Annotated in this window: 22 protein-coding genes and 1 pseudogene; 11 read left to right on the top strand and 12 right to left on the bottom strand. The window is 62.3% G+C overall.

Annotation, left to right across the window (positions count from 1 at the left end; genetic code table 11):
- The first annotated feature begins 1 nt into the window (after position 1).
- Positions 2-577 carry an alpha-ketoglutarate-dependent dioxygenase AlkB gene (locus K3M67_RS20280; RefSeq protein WP_285833191.1) on the top strand — a complete coding sequence of 192 codons (576 nt, stop codon included), beginning with the start codon at positions 2-4 and terminating at the stop codon, positions 575-577.
- Positions 577-930: a hypothetical protein gene (locus K3M67_RS20275; protein ID WP_285833190.1), complete on the top strand. Its 354-nt coding sequence runs from the start codon at positions 577-579 to the stop codon at positions 928-930. Before K3M67_RS20280 ends, K3M67_RS20275 begins: the two co-directional genes overlap by 1 nt.
- 607 nt (positions 931-1,537) lie before the next feature.
- Here K3M67_RS20275 and K3M67_RS20270 read toward each other — a convergent pair.
- Together K3M67_RS20270 and xth are read right to left on the bottom strand one after the other, a co-directional pair.
- The gene (locus K3M67_RS20270; RefSeq protein WP_285833189.1) at positions 1,538-1,747 is read right to left on the bottom strand and encodes a hypothetical protein; all 210 of its coding nucleotides are present in this window, start codon (positions 1,745-1,747) and stop codon (positions 1,538-1,540) included.
- A gap of 81 nt (positions 1,748-1,828) precedes the next feature.
- The gene (gene xth, locus K3M67_RS20265) at positions 1,829-2,635 is read right to left on the bottom strand and encodes an exodeoxyribonuclease III (protein WP_285833188.1); all 807 of its coding nucleotides are present in this window, start codon (positions 2,633-2,635) and stop codon (positions 1,829-1,831) included.
- A 174-nt stretch (positions 2,636-2,809) separates the two neighbouring features.
- Here xth and K3M67_RS20260 point away from each other — a divergent pair, with 174 nt between their 5' ends.
- Genes K3M67_RS20260 through K3M67_RS20250 form a run of 3 tightly spaced genes read left to right on the top strand, consistent with a single transcriptional unit; the run spans position 2,810 to position 3,897 of the window.
- Complete coding sequence (locus tag K3M67_RS20260) at positions 2,810-2,995, top strand: DUF3606 domain-containing protein (protein WP_285833187.1); 186 nt, start codon at positions 2,810-2,812, stop codon at positions 2,993-2,995.
- Positions 2,996-3,046: 51 nt separating this feature from the next.
- The gene (locus tag K3M67_RS20255; RefSeq protein WP_285833745.1) at positions 3,047-3,697 is read left to right on the top strand and encodes an SOS response-associated peptidase; all 651 of its coding nucleotides are present in this window, start codon (positions 3,047-3,049) and stop codon (positions 3,695-3,697) included.
- Positions 3,694-3,897, top strand: a complete 204-nt coding sequence (locus tag K3M67_RS20250; protein WP_285833186.1) for a DUF6961 family protein — start codon at positions 3,694-3,696, stop codon at positions 3,895-3,897. Before K3M67_RS20255 ends, K3M67_RS20250 begins: the two co-directional genes overlap by 4 nt.
- 766 nt (positions 3,898-4,663) lie before the next feature.
- On the opposite strand, the gene K3M67_RS20245 is transcribed toward K3M67_RS20250, so the two are convergent.
- From K3M67_RS20245 to K3M67_RS20205, 9 genes and pseudogenes are all read right to left on the bottom strand, one after another.
- The gene (locus K3M67_RS20245) at positions 4,664-5,422 is read right to left on the bottom strand and encodes an energy transducer TonB (protein WP_285833185.1); all 759 of its coding nucleotides are present in this window, start codon (positions 5,420-5,422) and stop codon (positions 4,664-4,666) included.
- Entirely contained in the window at positions 5,422-5,760 is a 339-nt protein-coding gene (locus tag K3M67_RS20240; RefSeq protein WP_285833184.1) for a DUF3325 domain-containing protein, read from the bottom strand. The genes K3M67_RS20245 and K3M67_RS20240 overlap by 1 nt, the downstream gene beginning before the upstream one ends.
- Entirely contained in the window at positions 5,757-6,074 is a 318-nt protein-coding gene (locus tag K3M67_RS20235; protein WP_285833183.1) for a hypothetical protein, read from the bottom strand. Before K3M67_RS20235 ends, K3M67_RS20240 begins: the two co-directional genes overlap by 4 nt.
- Entirely contained in the window at positions 6,071-7,669 is a 1,599-nt protein-coding gene (locus K3M67_RS20230) for a PepSY-associated TM helix domain-containing protein (RefSeq protein WP_285833182.1), read from the bottom strand. The genes K3M67_RS20235 and K3M67_RS20230 overlap by 4 nt, the downstream gene beginning before the upstream one ends.
- A 31-nt stretch (positions 7,670-7,700) precedes the next feature.
- Positions 7,701-10,184 carry a TonB-dependent siderophore receptor gene (locus K3M67_RS20225; protein WP_285833181.1) on the bottom strand — a complete coding sequence of 828 codons (2,484 nt, stop codon included), beginning with the start codon at positions 10,182-10,184 and terminating at the stop codon, positions 7,701-7,703.
- A gap of 127 nt (positions 10,185-10,311) precedes the next feature.
- The gene (locus tag K3M67_RS20220; RefSeq protein ID WP_285833180.1) at positions 10,312-11,310 is read right to left on the bottom strand and encodes a FecR family protein; all 999 of its coding nucleotides are present in this window, start codon (positions 11,308-11,310) and stop codon (positions 10,312-10,314) included.
- A 78-nt stretch (positions 11,311-11,388) separates the two neighbouring features.
- Positions 11,389-11,895 carry an RNA polymerase sigma factor gene (locus K3M67_RS20215; RefSeq protein WP_285833179.1) on the bottom strand — a complete coding sequence of 169 codons (507 nt, stop codon included), beginning with the start codon at positions 11,893-11,895 and terminating at the stop codon, positions 11,389-11,391.
- A gap of 1,306 nt (positions 11,896-13,201) precedes the next feature.
- Positions 13,202-14,320, bottom strand: a complete 1,119-nt coding sequence (locus K3M67_RS20210; RefSeq protein WP_043979582.1) for an IS110 family RNA-guided transposase — start codon at positions 14,318-14,320, stop codon at positions 13,202-13,204.
- A gap of 449 nt (positions 14,321-14,769) precedes the next feature.
- Positions 14,770-15,810: pseudogene (locus K3M67_RS20205) on the bottom strand (IS110 family RNA-guided transposase).
- A gap of 439 nt (positions 15,811-16,249) precedes the next feature.
- Between K3M67_RS20205 and K3M67_RS20200 the strand changes: the two are divergent.
- Together K3M67_RS20200 and K3M67_RS20195 are read left to right on the top strand one after the other, a co-directional pair.
- Positions 16,250-16,798, top strand: coding sequence for a helix-turn-helix transcriptional regulator (locus K3M67_RS20200; protein WP_285833178.1), 549 nt, complete (start codon positions 16,250-16,252; stop codon positions 16,796-16,798).
- Positions 16,788-18,119: a HipA domain-containing protein gene (locus K3M67_RS20195; protein WP_285833177.1), complete on the top strand. Its 1,332-nt coding sequence runs from the start codon at positions 16,788-16,790 to the stop codon at positions 18,117-18,119. The genes K3M67_RS20200 and K3M67_RS20195 overlap by 11 nt, the downstream gene beginning before the upstream one ends.
- Positions 18,120-18,318: 199 nt before the next feature.
- Here K3M67_RS20195 and K3M67_RS20190 read toward each other — a convergent pair whose 3' ends face one another.
- Positions 18,319-19,758 (bottom strand): IS1182 family transposase, encoded by a 1,440-nt coding sequence (locus K3M67_RS20190; protein ID WP_285833176.1) that lies wholly within the window; start codon positions 19,756-19,758, stop codon positions 18,319-18,321.
- A gap of 576 nt (positions 19,759-20,334) precedes the next feature.
- On the opposite strand from K3M67_RS20190, the gene K3M67_RS20185 reads away from it, so the two are divergent.
- The 4 genes from K3M67_RS20185 (at position 20,335) to K3M67_RS20170 (ending at position 21,991) form a co-directional block, all read left to right on the top strand.
- A complete protein-coding gene (locus tag K3M67_RS20185) occupies positions 20,335-20,658 on the top strand; it encodes a DUF6481 family protein (protein WP_285833175.1) in 324 nt (107 codons plus the stop codon).
- A 118-nt stretch (positions 20,659-20,776) separates the two neighbouring features.
- Complete coding sequence (locus K3M67_RS20180; RefSeq protein ID WP_285833174.1) at positions 20,777-20,905, top strand: hypothetical protein; 129 nt, start codon at positions 20,777-20,779, stop codon at positions 20,903-20,905.
- 60 nt (positions 20,906-20,965) lie between these two features.
- Complete coding sequence (locus tag K3M67_RS20175) at positions 20,966-21,175, top strand: hypothetical protein (RefSeq protein WP_285833173.1); 210 nt, start codon at positions 20,966-20,968, stop codon at positions 21,173-21,175.
- Between the two features lie 117 nt (positions 21,176-21,292).
- The gene (locus K3M67_RS20170) at positions 21,293-21,991 is read left to right on the top strand and encodes a polyamine aminopropyltransferase (RefSeq protein WP_285833172.1); all 699 of its coding nucleotides are present in this window, start codon (positions 21,293-21,295) and stop codon (positions 21,989-21,991) included.
- Positions 21,992-22,191 lie beyond the last annotated feature (200 nt).

Raw genomic sequence — 22,191 nt, 5'->3', positions numbered from 1 at the left:
CATGCACCTCGCCGCCCAGCAGATCGACCTCTTCGCCTCACCGCTGATCCCGGGCCTGCGCTACGAGACCGGCTTTCTCAGCAGCGCGGAGGAAGCGGACCTCATCGCCCGGATCAATACCACGCCGCTTGCCCCGTTCCGATTCCAGCGTTGGACCGGCAAGCGCCTAACCCACAGCTATGGCTGGAGCTATGATTTCGAGCGGAGCAGCTTTGGTCCGGCCGATCCCCTGCCCGCCTGGCTGCTGCCGGTGCGTGATCGCGCGGCGCGTGTTGCCGGCCTGTCGGCGGACGCACTCGTCCAGGCGCTGCTCATCCGTTATGATCCGGGCGCCGGCATTGGCTGGCACAAGGATCGCCCGGTGTTCGAGCATATCGTCGGCATTTCGCTTGGGGGCCTTGCTCCCATGCGCTTTCGGCGTCGGACAGCGGGTGGGTTCGAGCGCCGCACGGTGTCGCTGGAGCCGTGCTCCATCTATCATCTGGCAGGCGAAGCGCGGCATGGCTGGGAACATAGCATCGCCGAGCAGGACGCGCCGCGCTGGTCGATCACCTTCCGCAGCCTCAAACCGGCCTGATGCCCGGCAGCGGAGAAAAGCGCAAATATCCGGTTACGCCTGACGGGCGCTATTTCGTCGTGCGCGGCCGTCTCTGGCGAATGAGCAATCCCGCTCTTGGCGAGGATGAGCGAACCGAGCTTGTCCATCAATTGATGATCGCGCGCAGGAAGGTGGGTGAGGCGCTGCGCGCCAAGGACGAGGGCGCCGAGAAATGCGCGCGGGATGCGGTGGACGCGGTCAAACGCCAGCTTGGCGAACGCGGGCCAGTGTGGTGGGAGGACGGCGCGCCCGACTATAACCGACATCTCGTCCGGAACACCCCCTATGCCGAATGGTTCGACGCCCTACGACACGAAGGCGTCCGAGCGTGATTGGCTTCATCAATCATGGTGACACGGACAAGCCGTTTCCGCGACTGGCGTCCCCATCTCATAAAGGGTTTTTACCGGCGCGGATGTTTTGGGTCGCACTGGAAGCCTTTCCGGGGCGGCACCCTTACCCAAAAACGACCCGACTGCTCGTGAAGAACAGCCGGGTCAGTAGAAGTTTCTGAAAATCAGAGCCTTCGGGTCGCGACTTGTCATTAACATAGCGTTCAGGTTTGTGGGAGCGCCTTAACTTTGATCCAGGTTCAGCAATTCCACGGCGATGCGATAAGTGGTTGATTTTGCAAGCCCTTGCTTTCCGTAAGGGAATTGCGATCTTAGTGGCGGACCGGCCGATGGGCCAACGCCTTCGGGTCGCACCGGTCCACCTCCATGCAACGACGCATCTCATCAGGCACGGTCTGGGCCTGGAATCTGCCTTGGTTGGACCTGATTGCAAAAGCTGCACCCGCCCCCACAGCCTTCGCATTTGTCGGACTTCGGGTGTGGCGCCATATGCGCCCTGCCTTTCAGGCATCCTCTCCTAAAACTCAATAAGGTCGGCTCCTCGGGGACCGGCCTTCTTTTTTGCAAGCCAATCCTGGCTTCGAGGTCAATTTCCTTCTTCACCCTTATGATCGCCATGGCCGGTTGCGAGTGCCTCATCGCGGTCTCGCTGCGCACGCTTTTGTGCGTCAGCGATCTGCGCCTTTTCCTTCGCACTGACCGGCTGGGACTTAGGCGCTGCCTGCTCATATACGCCTTGCGCCGCAGGCCGCTCTTCAGCATCGGGTTTCTGTCCAGTTCTCCGTTCTTCCATCATCCGTTCCCTTCATTGAGGTTATGATCACCATCGAACGGGATTGCCCTGCCGTCGTTCCGGCAGGGCGGTCGAACGGTCCATTCAACCCGCTTTCTTCGTTCGGCGCCGCCGCGTCTTTTCGCCAAGCTCAATCCAGACTGGCGCATGGTCGCTCGTCTTCTCCCAGCCGCGCGGCGCTGTATCCACCTGCGCTGCGATCAACCGGGCTTTGGCCTGCGCGTTCAGCAGCAGATGATCGATCCGCAGGCCCGCATTGCGCTCGAAGGCGAAGCGCAGATATTTCCAGAAGGTGTAGATGGTCTCGTCCGGATGCAGGTGGCGCAGCGCATCGGTCCAGCCTTGATCCAGAAGGCGCTGATAGGCCGCACGCACCTCCGGCGCGAACAGAGCGTCATCGCGCCAGCGATCGGGGGCATAGACGTCGAGGTCGGTGGGCATGACGTTATAGTCGCCGGCAACCACCACCGGCGCATCGAGGTCAATGAGCGATGTAAGATGCGCGTGCAGCCGATCGAACCAGCGCAGCTTGAAATCATATTTGGGGCCAGGCCGGGGATTGCCGTTGGGAAGATAGAGCCCGGCAATCAGCACGCCGCCGACCGCTGCCTCGATATAGCGGCTCTGCTCGTCATGCCGATCACCGGGCAGGCCGCGACGGGTTTCGTGGATTTTGCCGACGCGGCTCAGGATCGCGACGCCGTTCCACCGGCTCTGGCCGTGCCAGATGGCGTCATAGCCGGCATCGCGGATCGCGGCGTCGGGAAACTTCTCCTGCGGGCATTTAAGCTCCTGCAGGCAGACGATGTCGGGCTCGGCCTCATAGAGCCAACGCAGCAGCACCGGCAGACGCCCGTTCACCCCGTTCACATTATAGGACGCGATTTTCACAGGTCGGCAGGCTCCTGGTCCGCCATCTCGCGCGCGAACCGCATCTACTACTCTTCGTCAGATCGACTCGTTCCGTTTCAGCCGGCGCCCCCGAATGCTGCGGGTCGACTCCGCCGCGAAACGCCGAAGCCATTTACGCGTTGAACCTGGCAACGATCACGACGGAGCAGGCAAATGGCTGACGACAAGGCCGCACGCGCGCCCCAGGACAGTTCGCGCATCGCGTTCGGCGAAGACTATGAGGTGCAATATTGGACCAACCACTCCGGCGTCAGCCAGGAACGGCTGGAGGAAGCAGTTGAGGCGGTAGGCAACAGCGTCTGCCGTTGCCGCCTATCTGAACCAATAGGGCCGCTTTGACGGAACGAGCAGCGGTGCTACGCTGCTGCGACAACGAGGGAGGATCATCTTATCTGCAACCTCTTCACCGTGCGCAAGTCCGCCGCCGAGGTGGCCGCGCATTTCGGCGTGGCGGCGCCGGTCACCCAGTTCAACGCACCCGAAGAGGTCTATCCGGGCACGCCGGGAATGGTGGTGCGCGAGCAGAACGGCGTGCGCGTCCTGCAAAGCATGACATGGGGATGGCCCGTCCGCCTGAAGGGCATGAAACCGGAATCCAAGCCCAAGCCGGTCAACAATATCGCTGATCTGCGCAAGCCCTTCTGGCTCGGCGCCGCGCGCAAACCCGAATTTCGCTGCCTCATTCCCCTCACCCATTTCGCGGAGGCCGAAGGAAAGACCGGGGCCAAAACCCGGACCTGGTTTTCCCTGCACGACCGTCCGATCTTTGCCTGGGCGGGCCTCTGGCGCGACAGCGCGGAATGGGGGCCGGTCTTCTCCGGCGCGATGACCAACTGCAATGACGCGATCCGCCCGGTTCATGACCGGATGCCGGTTCTCCTCCATGAGCAGGACTATGCGCTATGGCTTCATGGGAGCTTTGACGACATCATCTCTTTTCAGGAGCGCTGCTTTCCCGATGAGCTGATCGCCATGGAGCGAACAAACGAGCCGTGGAACAAAGCCCGGTCCGCGCCCTCGGCCGCCGCAACGCTGCTGTGACGCCGGAGCAGGAACGCTGGGCCGAAGCCCTCGCCATCGAGCGCCGCTTTGGCGAACAGGCGACGGAGCATATTGCCGAGCGCGTCACCGCACTGGCGGCGGCCGGCGATGACGCGGGCATTGCCCGCTGGATCGCGATCACCGAGTTGGCGCCTTGCACGCCCCCAAAGACGTCGGACCCGAACCGCTTTTGCGGATGAACCGCGACTTGGGCCGCATAGCGGCGTTGGCGGATCCCGTTGGGGCTATGGTAGATGCCCACCGCCTTCCGGTAGCTGCCGCTCGTCTTCAACGCATCGAGAAAAATCCAGCGTGCCGCCTCGGCGTTCAAGCAGGGATCAAATTGCAGCCAGCGCCGAACATCCCCCTCGCGTCGCGATAGCAGCGCGGCAATCCTTGGCACCCACCAGCTATTGATCTGAAGCGGCCCCAGGTCATGGCTCCTATTGCTGTTTAGGATCTCCGCACCGATCCAGCCAGCTTCCTGATCACGCAATCCCCAGAGCATCTTTTCGAGCCAGGACTGGCCGCCTGCCGGATGCCCCGCGCCACCGCTGGTTCCGGCGGCCTCGCCGCTACTTCGTCTTCCCAGGTTGGCGCCGCCGTCAGCGCCAGCGGGACAACACAGATCCAAGCTCGATCAGCGATTCATGCCACGGCCGCCCTCCCTTCCATTGTCGCGAGTCTGCTGCTCCCGTTCGGAAGCAGGCGTGTTCCGATTTCTGTGACGGTCCCCTACTAGCGGATGCATAGGCAGTGGTAAGATTATGTTGCCGCTTTCGTCCGGCAACCATCAAAGGAACCGCCGACGTTTGCCATCTGGTGACTTGCGAAGCGGATCAGCACGCTCCGGGAGAGCTGCCGCTTCACAGGCGAGATCGGAAAACGCCCGATGATCTTTCGCGCTGTGATGATAACGCTCTTTATCGCGGTCGATGACGGAGCAAACAACTCCCCCCGAAAGGCCTATCGCAGGAAGAACTCGACCGGCACAATCAGTTCGATGGTGTCGCCCACCACCGATTCCGGCGGCTTGGGCAGCGGTTGCGCCCGCTTGGGCAGGCCGACCGCCTCGGCATCAAGCGAAGGCACGCCCGATGATCGCTCCAGCCGGGCGCTCAGCACCTTGCCTTCCCGGTCCATGACGAAGCGGATAAAGGGCACGCCCTGCTGCTTGCGGAACAGCGCCTCACGCGGATAGCGGCGCACCTTGTTGAGCGCGGCAAGCACCTGCCCCTCCCAAGTCGGCTTGGCATTGCCGGGCGGCGGCGGCGGCGCGGGGGCCGGCTTCACCTCCTGCGGCGTCGTGCGCTCGACCGGCGGGGTCGGACGCGGCGGCGGCGGCGTGGGGATGGTGACGGGCGTCGGCATCTGGATCTTGGGCGCCTCTGGCTGGGGCTGCTCGATCGGCTGCGCCTGCGGCGGGACGATGTCTGGCGGCGGCTCCTCGCTCACCTCCTCGGCCGGCGGCGCGGGCGGCGCGATGTCGAAGGTGCTCAACGTCTGCGGCTGGCGCTTCACATAATCGCTATGCCATTTGACCAGCAGCAGCCCGGCCGCGATCACATGCACGGCGATGGTCAGCGACAGGCCGATCGACCGGCCCGTCCCGTTGCTGCCGGCACGATAGCCGCCATCGGCAGGCACGGACGGCGCGGGCGGCGGAGGGACGATAGCCTCCTCGGGCAGATCGTTGAAGCGGACGCGGCTGGCGGCTCGAAGCATCAGGACACTCCTGCAAGGGCCGCGGCGCAGAGCGACAGCGGCAGAGCGATGAGGCCTGCACGGGGCAGCAGGCGGGGACGATAGGTCAGGCCAAGCGCGACGCCGAGCGCGCCCAGCATCATGAGGCCAATCCAGAAGGTGATGCCGACCGAAAGGCCGAACCGCCAGGACAGCGGTGCCATGGCCAGCGCCAGCGCACCCCATCCGCCCGCCTTGAACGGCCAGAGCGGCCGCCCCTTGGGCAGAGTGCCGGTCATGTCGCGATGATGCTTGTCCATCGCGAAGGCGAGCGCGGTGAAGCCGGCAAAACAGGCCAGCAAGGCGGCGAGCGCGGTCATATGGCCGCTCCCGTGCCCGCGATCGCAAGGATCAGCGCAGCGGGAGCGGCCGCCGCCAACAGCCACAGCCATGCCCGGGTCGCACTGGAGGCATGGAAGATGGCCATGATGATGGCGGCATAGGCAGGGAAGCTCGCTATGGCGGTGGCATGCAGCACTTCAGGGGCGGAAAGGCCCAGCAGCGCCAGCAGCCGCGTGACCAGCAGGGTGAGGAGGATCGTCAGCGCATAGCCGCCGAACACCCCCGCGCATATCCGGGATATCAGCGGCCAGTCCATCGGTATCCACCGGAAAAAGGACAGGAAGCGGCTCATGCGGGTACGACCTTGGCTGTGCGCGTTACCGTGCGGCTTGGCTGGCCGGCGGCGCGCTGCTTGCGGATCAGGATGCGCAGCATCTGGGCAAAGAGCAGCGAGATGCCGATCGCGCCGAGATCGATACTGGCCAGCGTCCAGTCGCCCGCCGGCACCGTCACGCCCAGATGCCGGTCCGTGGTCAGCAGGTTGACGAGCGGGATCAGGCCGAACGCCGCGACGGCAAGGCCGGTCAGCTCGACCCAGGCCTTCGCACCCTGCCGCCAGATGGCGTAGAGCAGGCAGGCGGCCCATGTCAGGAACAGCGCATGCATCTCCCAAGCCGCGCGCCCGTCCATCATGGCGGGGATCAGCCGGTTCGCCCAGAAATAGGCGGCGACCCCAACCGGCAGGCCGATGACGGTGCCCAGGTTCAATATATCGACCAGGATGATGCCGAAGGGCAGCCAACCGGCCTTGGCCAACTTCGCCTTGCGCTTGGTCGACCAGAGCAGCAGCCCGGTCGCAATCATCGCCGCCCCGCCCAGCCCGGACAGCACATAGACGATCCGCAGGACGGGTCCGGCAAAACGCCCTTCATGCAGCGCCAGCAGGCCGGAGGAAAAGCCGGCCGACGCCGTCCCCGTCTCCCCTTCCTGCGGCAGGCGCGTGCCGTTCACCCCGTCGAAGCGCATGGCGTCGCCACCCCGGCTCAGGGAGGTAAGGTTGTGCGGCTGGATCGCGACGCGTGCGTCCGCGCGGCCGGGATGATCGATGATGATCCGGGCGACGCGGTTCGCCCCCCAGGCCTGCTCCGCCTGCGCCAGCATCGGCGCGACCGGCGCGCTGGCGGCGAAGGCGGCCTTGTCCTTGCTCTTCTCCTCCCGGCCATAGACCTGTTCGTAGAAACGGTCGCGTGCGGCCCCTTCAGGATAGAGGGTGTCGATGGGCACGGGCATATAGGTGAAAAGGAAGAAGACCAGCCCCGACCAGGTAATCATCAGGTGGAACGGCAACGCCGTGACGCTGATCAGATTATGGGCGTCGAGCCAGCTGCGCTGGCCCTTGGCCGGCCGGAAGGTGAAGAAATCCTTGAAGATCTTCTTGTGCGTGACCACGCCGGAAAGGATCGCGACCAGCATGAACATGGTGCAGATGCCGACGATGCGGATGCCCCAGTCATAGGGCATGTATCGCAGCGCATAATGCATGCCGTACAGTTCGTCGCCGCCGCCCGTCTCGCGCACCTTGCCCTTCGCCTCCGCGCCGGTCGCAGGATCGATGGTCGCGCGATGATATTCGCCATAGCTTTCCCCCGCTTTCGGCCAGGCCTGCCAGGCCGCCTCCAGCCGGGTCTCGCCCCGGCGGCCGGGGAAGAAGATGTAGAGTCGCTCGGCATCCTGTCCATTGGTGCGCAGCCATGTCTGGGCGGCGGGCAGCAGGCGGGCGGCGGGCGGCGTCGCGGTCATGGGCAGCTCGGGCCGCATCCAGCGGCTGACCTCGCTGTTCACATAGCCGAAGGTGCCGGTCACGAAGACGAAGAACAGCACCCAGCCGGTCAGCAGACCGGCCCAGGTATGCAACCAGGCCATGGACTGGCGAAAGCCCTCCTTCATGAGCCGCTCCCGCCGCGCGCCACCCGGGCCATCAGAACTTGCCCCGCAACGCGACCAGGAAGTTGCGCGGATCGCCGTACAGATTACCGTAACCCGGCCCGTCGATCGTGACGTAATACTTCTTGTCGAAGATATTGTTCAGGTTTGCGCTGACCGAAAAACGATCGTTGAAGGCGTAAGCGACGCGCCCCGACCAGATGGCATAGCCCTTCACCTTGAACTGATATTCATAGGATGGGCCGTCATAGATGCCGGTCGCCGGGTTCAGTTCCTGGATATAGCCCGACCGGAAATTGCTGCTCTGCGCCGTCACGCCGCCGCCGATCGACAGGCCATTGTCCGGCTCGCCGGAGAAGCGATAGTCGGCCCACAGCTTCAGCAGATGCTTGGGCGTCGTTTCGGAAAAGCGCGCGTCGCCGTCCCGCTTGTTGCTGTTGTCGTTATAGGTGTAGCCAAAGGCCACCTGGAAACCCGGCAGCACTTCGCCGTTCAGTTCCACCTCGACGCCCTGGCTCTTCAGGTGGCCATCACGGATATAGCAGCATTCGGTATTGCCGGCGAAGGGCGGATCGCTGGGGTCGTTGGCATAGGCGCCACGCTTGTTGACGCGATACAGCGCCACCGATCCGAGCAGCTTGCCATCCGCCAGTTCGCCCTTGATACCCGCCTCATAGTTGCGGCCACGCACGGGATCGAGCGGCGTGCCGGGACGCGGGCCGCTATTATATTGCGCCTGCGACTGATAGATTTCGGCGACGCTGGCATAGAGGCTGAAGCGGCTGGCCAAATCCAGCACCGCCCCGAAATAGGGCACGAAAACGCTCTTCTGATCCACTTGGTTGCGCTGGACATTGGTGAGCAAGTTGAAGTTCGTGGTCTTGTCCTGCAACACGACGCGCCCACCACCGATCAGCGACAAGGCCGCGACCGGCCGCACTCTCAGCGATCCGTACAGGCCGATTCGCTCGAGCGTCTGGCGGTTGCTATAGGTCCAGACCGGCGGGAAGGCCGGCTCGGGCGGATGGACGGGATTGAAGATGTCGCCTTCGCCGACATAGGTCCACAGCGACTGCGCCTCCACCACATTGCGGTTGTAGTCGACGCCCAGGATCAGGTCATGCTTCTGGCCGAACGCCTCGAAACTGCCCTGGCTGTTGAGGTCCAGCGTGGTTTCCTTCGTCTCGCGGTTCTGCTGATAATACCACCAGTCCACGCCCGACCCGTCGATCGGATCGACGGCATTCTCCATCTCCGCCGCATTGGTGCGGTCGCGATAGCGCAGATGGTTGGCGTTGAGCTTGATCGTCCAGTCCTCGCCGATTTTCTGTTCGATCCGGCCGAAGACGACGCTGGTGGTCCGATCGATCCAGTTCCAGGGCGTTCCCATGTTGAAACTGCGCGGCAGGCCGATATCCTCGCCATTGCGATAGCGCGGCAGGCTGACGTTGAAGCCGTCATGCCGGTCCTCCTGCCGGGTGACGCCGGCGACCAGCAGGGTCGAAGGCGTCAGGTCCGCCTCGATCAGCCCATGGATCAGCGCGCGGCGATCCTGCTTGTAGCGCTGGAAGCTGCGACCATTGTCGATGACGCCGATGGCCCGGCCCCGGATCCTGCCATTGGCCGTCAGCGCACCGGTGACGTCCGCTTCCAACCGGTAGTTGTCCCAGCTGCCGCCAAAGGCATTAAGCTGGAGCTGCGTCTCCTCCAGCGCACGCTTGCGGGTGAAGTTGAGCACGCCGCCCGCCTCGCCCGCGCCGAACAGCCCGTCGGACCCACGGATCAGCGCCACGCTGTCAAAGATCGCCGTGTCGATGTCCGACATGCCGTCCACGCGATTGCTGGTCGCGCCGCCATCATAGCGGACATTGCTGATCGCCAGGCCGCGCGAATTATAGGTGGAGGTCAGCCAGTTGCGGTCGACCGTCACGCCGGTCGTCTGCAGCATCACATCTTCGATGCTGATGAGATTCTGGTCCTCTATCCGCTCGCGGGTGATGACCGTCACCGACTGCGGGATGGAGCGCAGGCTCTGCGCCGCCTTGCCGACACTGACCGCCAGCGGAGCATAGCCGCGCGATCCTTCCGTCACGACCGGATCGCTGGCGGCGGACAGGCCGGACGCCGCACGGCCGCCGCTGCCTTCGACCCGGACGGGGCCGAGCGATACTGCATCATCCGCAACCTCGGGCGCGCGCTCCAGCACGACGGTATTGCCCATGACGCGAAAGCTCAGGCCCGTGCCGCCCAGCAACCGGCCGAGCGCGGACAGCGCCGACATGCGGCCTGTCACGGGGCTGGACGTACGGCCGGACAACAGGTCGGCAGGCGCGCTCACCTGCATACCCGATTGCTGGCCAAAGCTGGTGATGGCAGTCGATAGCGGCTGCGCGCCGATGTCGAAGGCCCGATCCGCCGCCCCGGCCTGTGCCATGGCCGTGCCCGTCGCAACCATTCCTAGGGTTGTACCTGCAAGCAGGGCAGCCGCGAGCGCCCGCCCGATCCGTTCAAAACGCATATATCTTCGTCCCCCAAGGTGCCTGTTCTGTCCGGGCGCAGAATCTGCAAATGCGATGCAGTCGCGCCGACATGACAACAGACGTCGGAGGGTTCAGCCTTTTCGGTAGAGCAACGAATTTTCTTCGTCAGGCCTGCGAATAGATGATGAGCCAGCCGCCGATCACGGTCACGCGCCCGCCATAGGCGCGAGCCATGCCACGCAGCGCCTCGACCGGGTCGGCCGCGTTGAACAGGCCCGTCAGCCGCTGATTGGCCAGCGCTTCGCCGCGCGTCAGGATCATGCCTCCGAACCAAGGCCGCAGCCGGTCGATCGCGTCGGTGATCGGTTCGTTCCGGACAATGATCTGCCGGTCGCGCCAGGCGGCGATCTGCGTCGGCACGACGGCCTGGCGACGCAGGTCGCCGGAAGCTGCCACGGCAGCCCCCTGCCCTGCGGTCAGCAGCATCGGCGCGCCGGCATGGGGCGCAACGCGCACCCGGCCATGCTCCACGCCGACCAAGGCAGCATCATCGTCGCCCCGCGCCGCCCGCACGTCGAACGCGGTGCCCAGCACGGTCACGGTCGCCCGGTCGCCCAGTACCCGGAACGGCCGAGAAGGATTGCGCGTCACGGCGAAGAAGGCCTCCCCCTCCATCAGGCGAATGTCGCGACGCCCTGCAGCAAAGTCCACCGCGATGGCGGAGCGTGGCGCCAGCTGTACGACGCTGCCATCGGCCAGCGTCACCCGCTCCACCTCGGCCACGCCGGTACGATAATCCGCTTGCAGGCGCAGCGACACAGCCGGCGCCAGCAACAGCGCCAGGCAGGCAGCCCCCGCCGCCAGCAGCAGGGGACGGCGGAGACGTTTGGGCGGCGTCTCCACAGCAGGAAGGACCATATGTCGGTTGTCGGCCCGCACCGCATAGGCCGGCTCGACCTGCTCCAGCCGGTCGTCCAGATGGCGCATCGCGGCCCAGGCCTGGCGGTGCATGGCATCGGCCTCATGCCAGGCCTGGAACTGCCGGCGCAGCGACAGATCGTCCGGGCTATCGCGCAGGGCGATCGCCCAGCCGAGCGCCGCCTCCTCCGCCTGCCCGGGGATCCGCCCGGGAAAGGGAGGCCCGTCCTGTGATGCCGAGCCCATGCGCGTCCTTATCGAATGATCGCCGCCATGACCATCAGACGTTCGAGCGCGGGATTTTTTCGCCGCGCCCTGTAGAAATCATCCATCCGCCCACAGCGCATTGCGACAATGGCGCAGCGCCGCCGCCACCAGCTCATGCGCGCGCGTCACGGAGATATCCAGAGCAGCGGCAATCTCCTGCAACCGCGCCCCTTCGAACCGGTGCATCTCGAACGCGACCCGGGTGCGGTCATCCAGTTCGCCCAGCGCCTGGCGCAGCAGGTCCAGTTCATGGCGCGCGATCACGGCCCGCTCGGCCGAGGGCCGATCGTCCGCCATGCGCGTCTCGACATCGGCCAGGTCGCCCGCCGCCAGCCGAATCCGCTCGCGCGCCAGGCTGCGGCTGCGATCGATCGCAAGGTTGCGCAGGACGCGACGGAACAGATGGGCCGGATCATTGACCGGTCCGCGCGCGGCAATGCCGCGGCAGCGAATCCATGCTTCCTGGACCAAATCCTCAGCGCCATGCTCATCCGCGCTGACCGCACGCGCATAGCGTACAAGTCCGCGATGCTGTCGCCGATAGAAGTCGCTGAGTGGTTTCACAACGCAGCGCATTACCCAATTGCTATTGATTCGCAAGTTTGATATTTGGATTGCAGCAGCGCTGCCGGGTATGCATTCGGCCCCATGTCCACAACGTGATCCGCATCCAGAACGGCGCGACCACCTGTCTGCGCTTCGGCTTATTGATCACCGTTTTCCTCGCGGACTTATGGGGGCGGCAAGCCGACAGTGGAAACCACCTTCGGTATGCGACAGGTCGAACTGCCTGTTTACCGTGGCGTGCCCCACCCTTCATCCTCTCCGCACCGCGTGGATCCCGTCACCCTCGGTCCCCACGTCTCGAACTCCTTCTGACCCCGGGACAAGGTCGGCAACAACGGCGCCGGCCAATGCCTGTTCGACTTAAATGGCAGCGTCACGCGATCTCTCTTGCTCTAGACCACCATAATGACCAAGTCACCTGCGTGACGGGGTCTATCACGACCTCCTGCGCCACTGGGAAGAAAGGTACGAGGGCACCGGGAAGGCGGCGGTTTGTGTGACGACAGTTATGTTGGCCGCCTGACGACAATCGAGATGGCCGGATCGTGATACATTTCTGTCAGCTTTGCCCCCTGCGATCGCAGGGGGCAAAGCTGGTGCCAGGAGATTGGATCACGGACCGCCAGTTCAGGCGGTATATGGAACGTAAACAGCCGGGCGACACGCAGGTCTTGGCGGCGAGCCGGGCCGGGATCAGTGAGCGCAGCGCGCGGCGGATTAGCGCGGCAGCCTCATTACCAAGCCAGTGTCGCAAGGCACGTGGACGGACGCGGGTGGATCCGCTTGCGGACGTGTGGGACGAGATTGTCGTGCCGATGCTGCGGCAGGTGCCAATGCTCCGCGCAACGAGCGTGATGGAGGAACTGGACCGGGAGTATCACCTACGTGACCGTCATCCGGGGGCTTCAGACATGTCGTCTCCTCCATGCCTGCCCCGGTTGCTTCCGGCTGGAGCGTCGCCGGGTGGGCCTCTCACCCACTCTTATGTTCGTTTTCAAGAGCCTTCGGCATGATGATGTCCTTTCCGCCCGAGATGACGAAATCCAATTTGTGAAGCTCATGTGCAGAGTAGGGAGCAGGGCTTTCGACGACGGTTGGCATACTCTTATGCGCGGGTTGGCTACCGCATATCCGTATGTTCGTCTGGGGCTGCCTCTGTCTAGAATCGGGCATAGACTTTTAGTCCGCCACATAGTGGGTACGAGGATTCCCCACCGGGGCCCTGCTCCCAACTTTGCACATCAAGCAGATGATGACGCTGGTTCTTGCTCCTTTCTCGTGACCGTTTACCGATGATGAGCCTTCATGCCTCAGCGGTGGGAGCCACCTCTTGCCCGATTGCCCAGAGGAAGGCGGCCATCTCCCGCGCGATTGCTGTGACCGCGACGGTCTTAAGCTTCCCGGCCTGGATCAGCTTTCGATAACGTGCGCAGAGCCTGATTTGCCCTTTCCATGCGATCTCGCGAACGGAGCGTGGTAGCCCTTCCAACCGTGCCTGGATCGTCTGGCTCACCCGGGCGGGAAAGCGGTAGGTCCATGCGCCTTCGATCAGCACGCGGCGAGCCCGCTTGTTGCCGGCCTTGGTGATGCCCCCGCGCTTCACCCGCTCGCCCGTTGAACTCTCGGATGGTACAAGCCCGAGATACGCCATCAACTGCGGCGCTGTTTCGAAGCGTCGTATATCGCCGATTTCCACGACAAAGGTGACGGCGTTGATGAACGCGATACCGCGCATCGCCTGGTAGGCTTCAACCACAGGTGCCATGGACCAGGACGCGGCTATCTCAGCGACCTGCTTGGTCAGCCTATCTTCTCGGACACCCGCATCCTCGATAGCCTGGATATATTCGACGAGCACGATGTGATGGGCGGGATGGGTGAAGCTCTGCGCTGCCAGCCAACGAAAATGCGCCCGTGTCCACGATGTGCGTCCCGGGAAAATCCGGCCATGGCGCAAGAGGAAGGACTGCAACTGCTGGCGAGCCTTCTTCAGCGCGTCATGGGCGCACTCACGAGCGCGGACAAGGTCGCGTACAGCCTCATGTGCTTCGTCCGGAACCCAGACGGCAGTCAACTCGCCGGCGCGATGAAGCCGTGCCAGGCTGACGGCATCGCGCCTATTGGTCTTCACCCGATCACCGGGGCGTTTGGGAATTAGAGAGGGCGCCACGACCTGGCACTCATGCCCCAGCGCGATGATCTGGCGATACAGATCGTACCCCGTCGGGCCAGCCTCATAGCAGAAGTGAAGCTTCGCCCCACGCTTCGCCAACTTGCCCACCATCGATGCGACCGACGTCGGCTCGGCGGAGATGTCGCCGAAAAAGCGGACTTCGCCGTTCCGTTCCTTTTCCGCGACTGCAACCGAGATCTTCGCTTTCGATGTATCGAGTCCGATGAAAAGTTCGCTATACTCGTCCATGGTTCGCCCTCGCTTAAGCTTGGGGATAGGCGCCGGTCCGTCCGGCGTAACCCCCGTTTCCTGCTTACTCCGAGGGCGGGCCAACTTCACCGCACGAACATACGGCCTAGAAAGTGCCGCCTTTGCACGGCGCGCACCCTTCTTTGCCGTTCAGGAGGCGATTTTCGATCTCTAGGTCCGGACAGTCATCTGTGGATGGCTCCCGCGTTGCAAGCATAAAGTGATGATCTGACGTTCCGTCGGGTGCAGTCGTCTGTCCGGCCTGTTGATGCAGTCGGTGTAGACTGCTGGCCCTGATGGTGTCCGCGAACAAGGTCCGATCGGCTAAGCAGGCTATTACGCCTATGACAGTCCTTGGGTTGTCCTTGTTCCCGGTCCGACCGGTTTTGCCATCACATCCTTCGCTCTCACAACCTCGTGAAGCTGATCTCCTCAGCTAAACTCTTGATCTATGCTGCTGCCAGCATGGGCGCATGCCCGCGTTCGAAGACGCCGCCGCGCGCCATGACCGCCCATGCGATCCGCGCCATCTTGTTGGCGATGGCGACCGAGACAACGCGCGCAGGCTTTCTGGCGAGCAGAGCGACAAAGCGCGGATCGGCCGTGCCGGGTTTCTCTTTTGCGTATCGGACCAGCGCGGTTGCGCCGATGACCAGGAGCTGCCGCAGATATCTGTCGCCCATCTTGGTAATGCGCCCCAAGCGGTCCTTGCCGCCACTCGAACTCTGCCGCGGGGTCAGCCCCAGCTAGGCGGCGAACTGGCGCCCTGACGAGAACTGGCTTGGATCAGTCACTGACGCGGCAAGCGCGGTCGCGCCGATCGGCCCGATACCAGGGATCGTCGCCAGGCGCCGGGCCCTGTCGTCGCTCCGCTGCAGAGCGGCGAGACGCAGGTCGAGCTTTCGCAACTGGGCGTGAAGCTGGAGCAATTGCCCTGCCAGCATGGCGACGACGTTCACCGCTTCGGTCGGCAGGTCGAGCTTGGACTCACCCTCGGCGATCTCCCGCGCCATCTGCAGTGCCTTCACGATCCCCACCGGGATCGCGATGCCCAGCTCGGCGAGCACGCTGCGCATCATGTTGACCAGCTGCGTGCGCTGCTTGATCAGCAGGCTACGCACGCGGTGCAGCGACAACGCTGCCTGCTGCTCGCGCGACTTGACGGGCACGAACCGCATCGTCTGACGTGTGACCGCTTCGCAGATTGCCTCTGCGTCGGCGGCATCGTTCTTACCGCGCTTCACATAAGGCTTCACGTAAGCCGCCGGCATCAGCCGCACCTCATGGCCCAGCTTCGTCAGTTCGCGCGCCCAGTGATGCGACGTCCCGCAGGCCTCGGCGCCGACAAGGCACGGCGGCAGCTTCTCGAAGAACGGCAACATCTGCGATCGCCGCAGCGCCTTGCGAATGACGACCTCTCCGGTCGCGCTGATACCGTGAACCTGAAAAACGTTTTTGGCCAAATCGAGGCCGATCGTGCTAATCTCCATGGCGGGTGGCTCCTTCTCGGGTTGCATGACAGCAAACCCATCTTGGCACTTAGATGCCATGAGCGGGAGCCATCCACTTCATCCGCTAACCTGACAGCCCCCTTCGAGACTGGCCGTTTTCGGAATATCAGGCTACGGTCGGATGATGGTCGAATGCAAAACCTGGATTGAAGCGCCAGCGATAGTGTGCGGGATCCCGCAGGGTCGCAACCCGACCATGTCTTGTTGGTCGCCTCATTTTTCGCGAAACGCCCTCTCCAGCCAGACCATGTCGCCCGCGATTCAGCCAAAGCTGCAACGCACTTCAATTCCGACCGCATTGGTCAGCACGCACAATTCCCGTCTATTCACAATTGTGATCCCGGACGGTGCGTCGGTGATACCGATCGGGAACATGAATTTTGACATGAATGTGGATTTCGGTTAGTGCTTCTTAGCCATGGTCGAAAAGAAAATACTGTCGAGCTCAAGCTTCGCCCAACTCATGAAACGTGGGCGACAAACCTCATCTGTAGCGACCGGAACGCCCACTGCGCCTTTCTTCGAAAAGAAAGGGGCAGGGAAATCGGGCGTCATTAAGGTGTCAGGAAATGGGAGTGCACTGCGCCAATTCGTGGCCAAAGCGAAGGCGGAAGCGACGCCGAGGCCTGCCATCAAGCTGCGTGCGCCCGACCGGTCTGACCGCATCGAAATGCCTGCACTCGCGCAAGGCCCGGCGGTGCAGTTCGACGTTGCCTCTATCAAACCCATATCAGCATCGGAGCGTCGGTCCTTCCTGTCCAGTGCCGCGGAACTTGGCGAATTCGTTCGCGCCGCGCGTCTTCAGCAGCGAATGACCCAAAGTGAGCTTGCAGAGAAGGCCGGGACCGGACGGCGCTTCATCTCAGAACTGGAGGCTGGCAAGCCGACTGCAGAGCTTGAGCGCGTGTTCCACGTTTGCAATGCCTTGGGTGTGCGTTTGCTGGCGGCTGAGCACGATGCGCGCTGACAGGCTTGCCGTATGGATGGACGGCCACCCTTTGCCGGCTGGGCAACTAATTCGTTCTGAAGAGGGTGGAACCAGCTTCCAATATGATGGCGCCTATATCGAGACGCAGGGATTGCCATTGTCGCTTGCTTTGCCGCTGCAAGAGCAGGGATTTAACGACGTCAGAACGCGGGCTTTCTTTGCCAATCTCCTGCCCGAAAATAATCAGTTGCAGCGGATCATGGAGCGCGAGGGGCTCGAGCTTACCGATGTGGTCGGCCTGCTCCATTACATGGGTGCCGATTGTCCTGGCGCAATATCTTGTCTGCCGGGCGGGGATCCGCCAGTGAAGGCACCAGGCCACCTCGACCAGGATTACGAGCCGATCGAGGAGCGTGAACTCTCGCGTATCGTGCGCAGTCTTGCCGACACGCGACGGTTGCCTTCGGAAGTCAGAGACCCTTCGCCAGTAGCCGGCGTTCAAAGTAAAATTGCCCTCACCCTGTTACCGGACGGCACATTCGCTCTTCCCCGAGCGGGTGTCAGGGTGCCGACGACGCACATTCTCAAAGTGCCAGAGCGGCGGCATGGGCGAGAAGCTCGGCTTGAGGAAGCCTCGGCGCTTCTCGCTGATGCGCTGGATCTGAACGTCAGCGTTCCAGTCGCCATGAAATTTGATGGCGTTGATGCCCTGCTGATCGAACGATTTGACCGACATGTCGAGAATGGCATCGTTTCGCGCATACATCAGGAGGATTTTGCGCAGGCGCTAGGGCTTCCTTCGGAACTAAAATATCAGCGTAATGGTAAACCTGGCCGTTGGTTCGACACCGACGCGGCTATTTGGGTGCTCAACCAAACCGCCGATCCTGACGCAGCCAGGTTGGAATTTCTCCTAGCGACGCTTTTCAACCTGTGTGTTGGCAACACCGACAACCATGCCAAGAACCACGCCCTGCTCTACGCGAAGGGCGGGACGCCCTATTTTGCACCGCTTTATGACCTGCTCCCCATTCGGATCGACGATCGATATAATCACCAGCTCGCCTATAATGTTGGCGCTGCTGAATTTTTCGACGATATGACCAGCGAAGATCTGACATCGTTCATTGCGCAATGTGGCGTCGAAGATGTCAGCGAGTTCGTCGAAAAGCTTGCCAGGCCGATGTTGGAAAAACTCGAAGCGGCAACTCCGATCTTGCGCTCTCAAAATCAGAAAAACTTCGACGATCTGATCGGGAGAGAGATGGGGCGACTATCGGAACTCCTGAATGCTGCCGTCGCTATCCGTGAACGCGACACCTTCCTGACCAGAGGAGGTGGTTGGGGAACAGTGAGCTGAGTACGTGATCGTAGGAGAGCCGTTGACTGATCTTAGTTGGCGCGTCAGCGAATGTCCGCCTTCCAACACAAGTAAATCGCATTCGAACGCCGACAATCGGCGTAGCAGCCTTTTCCGTCCTCGACCCAGTCTGTGTGGAAACGTCTTCGTTGACATGATTGATAAATATTGGCCGTGCTGAGTTTTGCACGGCGTTGTCTTAGCCGGCGATGGCATTCAGCAGGTTACGGCTTCCCATGATGTTGAGGACGCGAGTGAGGTTATAGGCGAGGACGTGGAGGGCCATTTCAGTAGAAACGCGTGGCTTGGTTCTGGTGAGGAAATGTGTGTATCCCATTCGCGACTTGAGGGTGCCAAAGGGATGCTCGACGGTCTGGCGCCGGATGCGCATGGCGTCCGGATTGGCATCGAGCCGGTGCTGCATCGCCTCGATCATATCTTCATGCTCCCATCGGGAGACACGCCGCTCCTTGCCAGGTGTGCAGCGCGATTTGATCGTGCAGGTTTGGCAGGTGCTGGCCCAGTATCGATTTATCTTTAGACCACTTTCCTCACTCTGGAGGCGGTTTTTCAGCAGTTCGCCTGCGGGACAGCGATATACATCCTGCTCGGGCACGTAGACAAAATCCGGCTTGCCAAAGCGACCTTCATATCTGGCTCTTGAGGTCAGTGGTTTTGGCAGGGTGACCGTGACGCCAGCCTGTTCGCTGGCGAGGATCTGCTCGCTCGAGAAATAGCCACGATCTGCCACTACATCGAGCCGATCCACACCCAGGACCATCTTGGTCGTTGTCGCCATGCCGCTCAGTTGAGCCCGGTCGCTACCCACATTCGTCACTTCATGGGCAACGATGATGTGGTGCTCTGTATCGACCGCGACCTGGACGTTATACCCCACCATTCCGGTCCCACGACCGCTTGTCGCCATGGACCGAGCGTCAGGATCAGTCAGTGAAATCTGCTGATCCGGCGCAGCCAGCATCTGCGCCTCCAGCCCGTCGAGACGTTTCATCTCCTCCTCAAGCCTGGCAATCTTCTCCTTCAGGCGATCCGTTTTTGAGGCCAGGACGTCTGTCGGCTCCTGCCGGTCCGCCGTGTCCAGTTGCGAGAGATAGCGTGCAACGCTTTCTTCGATCTGCTCCCGACGCCGCGCCAGCTTGGCTGTGGTGAAGTTGCGGTCGCGATTATTGACCGCTTTGAACTTGCTGCCGTCAATGGCAACGCTGCCACTCGTGAGCAGGGCCATCTCCCGGCAGAGAAGGACAAAACGGCCACAAACCTGGCGGATCGCAACACCATTATCCCGCCGGAAGTCGGCAATCGTCTTGTGATCGGGTACAAGCCGGCCCACCAGCCACATCAGCTCGACATTGCGGTCAGCCTCCCGCTCCAGGCGTCGGCTCGACTGAACCCGATTGAGATATCCGTAGATGTAAAGCTTGAGGAGGACCGACGGGTGATACGAAGGCCGCCCTGTCGCAGCAGGCTGCGCACCGTCAAATCCAAGCCCCAAAAGATCGAGCGCATCTACAAACGCGTCGATCACTCGAACCGGATTATCATCCCCGATCCAATCATCTACGCAGGGCGGAAATAACGTCGTCTGCTTGCGATCAGCACCAGAAATGAAGCGACCCATATGATCCCCCAAACCGTTAGAGCATCATACCATATCTGCAGCGTTTTCACACAGTCTGGACCGGATGTCGCCATCCAGCCGCTATTTTTCCGTTCCTAGGTGCGGTCCGTCCGCTATTGGAATTGCTCCCCTCGTACCTGCCTGTGAAAAGGCCGGCTTCCAGGGGCCTGCGATAGCGACAGGTGGTGCGCCTATTTCCACGCGGAGTTTCAATGTTCGGCGATACGTGCTACAAGCATTTCGCTGAACGTTGACTCTGACGGGTATCGGGCCGCTACGGCTCTCCCTTTGTCCACTATTGCCCTCATGAAGCCGGGATGTGCGAATGGTCGCGCGTCCGAATGAATGATGGGACAAGGACAGGCTTCGTAATCGCCAAGCAGAAAATTTCCATGACGCAGACGCCGCGCACCACTGCGAAGCGACAACATGGAAATCGCCATCGACACCCGCGTCTGGGTTCTCCCTGTCCAACGGCTAGCGTCCGTCCGATATTCTGGACTGGCTACGCCATAATATCATGTGGCCGGGACGACCATTTCAATACGCACATAGAACAGGACATTTTCCAACAACATGAAAAGATACAAAGAGCCAGGCTTTCAGGAGCGCATCGGTGCCGCCGCGCGTGCTCGTACAGGGGCACTCGATCAACTGCGGGCCAAGCCGCCGGTGGATGAGGCTGCCGCGGCCGCCCGCCTGGCCAGTCGGCTCGCCAAGGAAGCAGCCAAGCGAGAAAAGCGGCAGCATGACTTGCTTGCCGCCAAGGCGCTCAAGCATGCGAAGGCGCAGGACGCGGCCGCAGCAGCAGTGAAGCAAAAGCCAGTGCTGACCGAAGCCGAGCGCAAGGCAGCGCGCGATGCGCGCTATCTTGCACGTAAGAAGCGGGCGTCGTCGTGACGGCTCGCGGCGCATCATATGGGCTGCAGGCCCGACTGGCGCGCCGCGGCTCAATCCCGCCCATCATTTCCGGGCAACAGCCCAATTGACGCGGCATGACGCCGCAAGGACCAACTTCATGAAAAACATATCCAAGGCCAGCAAAGGCGCGAGCCTGCTGCCACTGGGCAACCCGTCGCATCTGCCGGTGCCCCCTACCCTGTCCAGCAGCGAACTGAAGCGGATCGTTGCCGCTGTGCTGGGCTGACTTTTTCTACCGGCGGAGCATTCGCATCGCCGGCCTGCTGTCCCTCAACCAGGAGCGCATATGTCCCGTGCAAACGTTAAGCCCTTTCTGATCAACACCGACGAGGACGGGCATTTCCGGCTCACAGTGCGGGAGACGCGCTATAATTCGCAAGGCTATCCGCTGGTGACATCCCGGTTGCAGGCGGAACTCTTCAAGACTGCGACAGCCGCCCGCAATTTCGCGCGCGATGTCTTCCAAGCCGAACCCGGACAATATGCGACCAAATGATCGGTGAGGGCGCGTGCCGAATTTTCCCAGTCCGTGCTGGCTCGGTGCGGAAGGGGACCGAATGTGATTGGACTATCCGCTTTCCGGCAGGGCCGGCATCCACGAAGGACGCGAGCCATGCTGGCCACATCTGATACACATACGCCTGTCGAACTGCTCGATACGGCGGAGCTTCCCGATGGCGGCTTGTTGCGGCTGTGGAAACGCGGCACGGATTACTCAATCCGCTTCGGCGAGGAGGAACTGATGGGCAATCAGGTCCGCCATTCCGAGGAGGCGCTCGCAACGTTGGCATGCCGGCGACTGACCGATCCTGAAAGCCGAATTCTGATCGGCGGTCTTGGGATGGGATTTACACTTGGCGCTGCCTTGGCGATCCTACCGCCAAAGGCCCGGGTTACTGTCGCAGAACTGGTGCCAAGGATCGTGACCTGGGCCAATGGCCCGCTGGCGCATCTGTTCCACGATCATCTCGCCGATCCCCGGTTGTCGCTCGAAATGGAGGATGTGCATGATGTGATAGAGCGGGCAGAAGCCGGGTTCGATGCAATCCTGCTGGATGTCGACAATGGCCCTGATGGCCTGATCCATCTGGCCAACGAACGTCTCTATTCCAACTGGGGGCTGCGCGCAGCTCATGCCGCGCTCAAACCTGGCGGCATACTTGCCATCTGGTCGGCCTATGCCGACGACGCCTTCGTCGATCGACTAGACAGCATCGGGTTCGATGTCGAGGAGGTGAGTATCCCGGCCTTTGCCGGCGGGGAGCATGTCATCCATAAGATCTGGTTGGCGGGCAAATGTGAAGGCGGCTGAAAGCGAACGGCTAGTTTCAGGATCGATGATCGCGTCGAATTGACGATAGTGGGCGGCATCACAGCGAGCGATATCCGACGTCGACCATTTGCCGTCGTTCAGCCATAAAAATCCGGCACCCAGGTGCGGTCCGTCCGCTAACTGGCAGCACGCGACCAACATAGATCGTTTGCAGTAACGATTTAAGGTCGGCTCACGTC

Source organism: Sphingobium sp. V4 (genome assembly GCF_029590555.1).
GTDB lineage: Bacteria > Pseudomonadota > Alphaproteobacteria > Sphingomonadales > Sphingomonadaceae > Sphingobium.
This window is presented reverse-complemented; position numbering and strand designations above follow the sequence as displayed.

Coding starts and splice junctions, on each gene's coding strand:
- K3M67_RS20280 (WP_285833191.1), top strand. CDS start 2: ATGCACCTCGCCGCCCAGCAGATCGACCTCTTCGCCTCACCGCTGATC.
- K3M67_RS20275 (WP_285833190.1), top strand. CDS start 577: ATGCCCGGCAGCGGAGAAAAGCGCAAATATCCGGTTACGCCTGACGGG.
- K3M67_RS20270 (WP_285833189.1), bottom strand. CDS start 1,747: ATGATGGAAGAACGGAGAACTGGACAGAAACCCGATGCTGAAGAGCGG.
- K3M67_RS20260 (WP_285833187.1), top strand. CDS start 2,810: ATGGCTGACGACAAGGCCGCACGCGCGCCCCAGGACAGTTCGCGCATC.
- K3M67_RS20245 (WP_285833185.1), bottom strand. CDS start 5,422: ATGCTTCGAGCCGCCAGCCGCGTCCGCTTCAACGATCTGCCCGAGGAG.
- K3M67_RS20240 (WP_285833184.1), bottom strand. CDS start 5,760: ATGACCGCGCTCGCCGCCTTGCTGGCCTGTTTTGCCGGCTTCACCGCG.
- K3M67_RS20235 (WP_285833183.1), bottom strand. CDS start 6,074: ATGAGCCGCTTCCTGTCCTTTTTCCGGTGGATACCGATGGACTGGCCG.
- K3M67_RS20230 (WP_285833182.1), bottom strand. CDS start 7,669: ATGAAGGAGGGCTTTCGCCAGTCCATGGCCTGGTTGCATACCTGGGCC.
- K3M67_RS20225 (WP_285833181.1), bottom strand. CDS start 10,184: ATGCGTTTTGAACGGATCGGGCGGGCGCTCGCGGCTGCCCTGCTTGCA.
- K3M67_RS20220 (WP_285833180.1), bottom strand. CDS start 11,310: ATGGGCTCGGCATCACAGGACGGGCCTCCCTTTCCCGGGCGGATCCCC.
- K3M67_RS20210 (WP_043979582.1), bottom strand. CDS start 14,320: ATGGACGAGTATAGCGAACTTTTCATCGGACTCGATACATCGAAAGCG.
- K3M67_RS20200 (WP_285833178.1), top strand. CDS start 16,250: ATGGTCGAAAAGAAAATACTGTCGAGCTCAAGCTTCGCCCAACTCATG.
- K3M67_RS20195 (WP_285833177.1), top strand. CDS start 16,788: ATGCGCGCTGACAGGCTTGCCGTATGGATGGACGGCCACCCTTTGCCG.
- K3M67_RS20190 (WP_285833176.1), bottom strand. CDS start 19,758: ATGGGTCGCTTCATTTCTGGTGCTGATCGCAAGCAGACGACGTTATTT.
- K3M67_RS20185 (WP_285833175.1), top strand. CDS start 20,335: ATGAAAAGATACAAAGAGCCAGGCTTTCAGGAGCGCATCGGTGCCGCC.
- K3M67_RS20180 (WP_285833174.1), top strand. CDS start 20,777: ATGAAAAACATATCCAAGGCCAGCAAAGGCGCGAGCCTGCTGCCACTG.
- K3M67_RS20175 (WP_285833173.1), top strand. CDS start 20,966: ATGTCCCGTGCAAACGTTAAGCCCTTTCTGATCAACACCGACGAGGAC.
- K3M67_RS20170 (WP_285833172.1), top strand. CDS start 21,293: ATGCTGGCCACATCTGATACACATACGCCTGTCGAACTGCTCGATACG.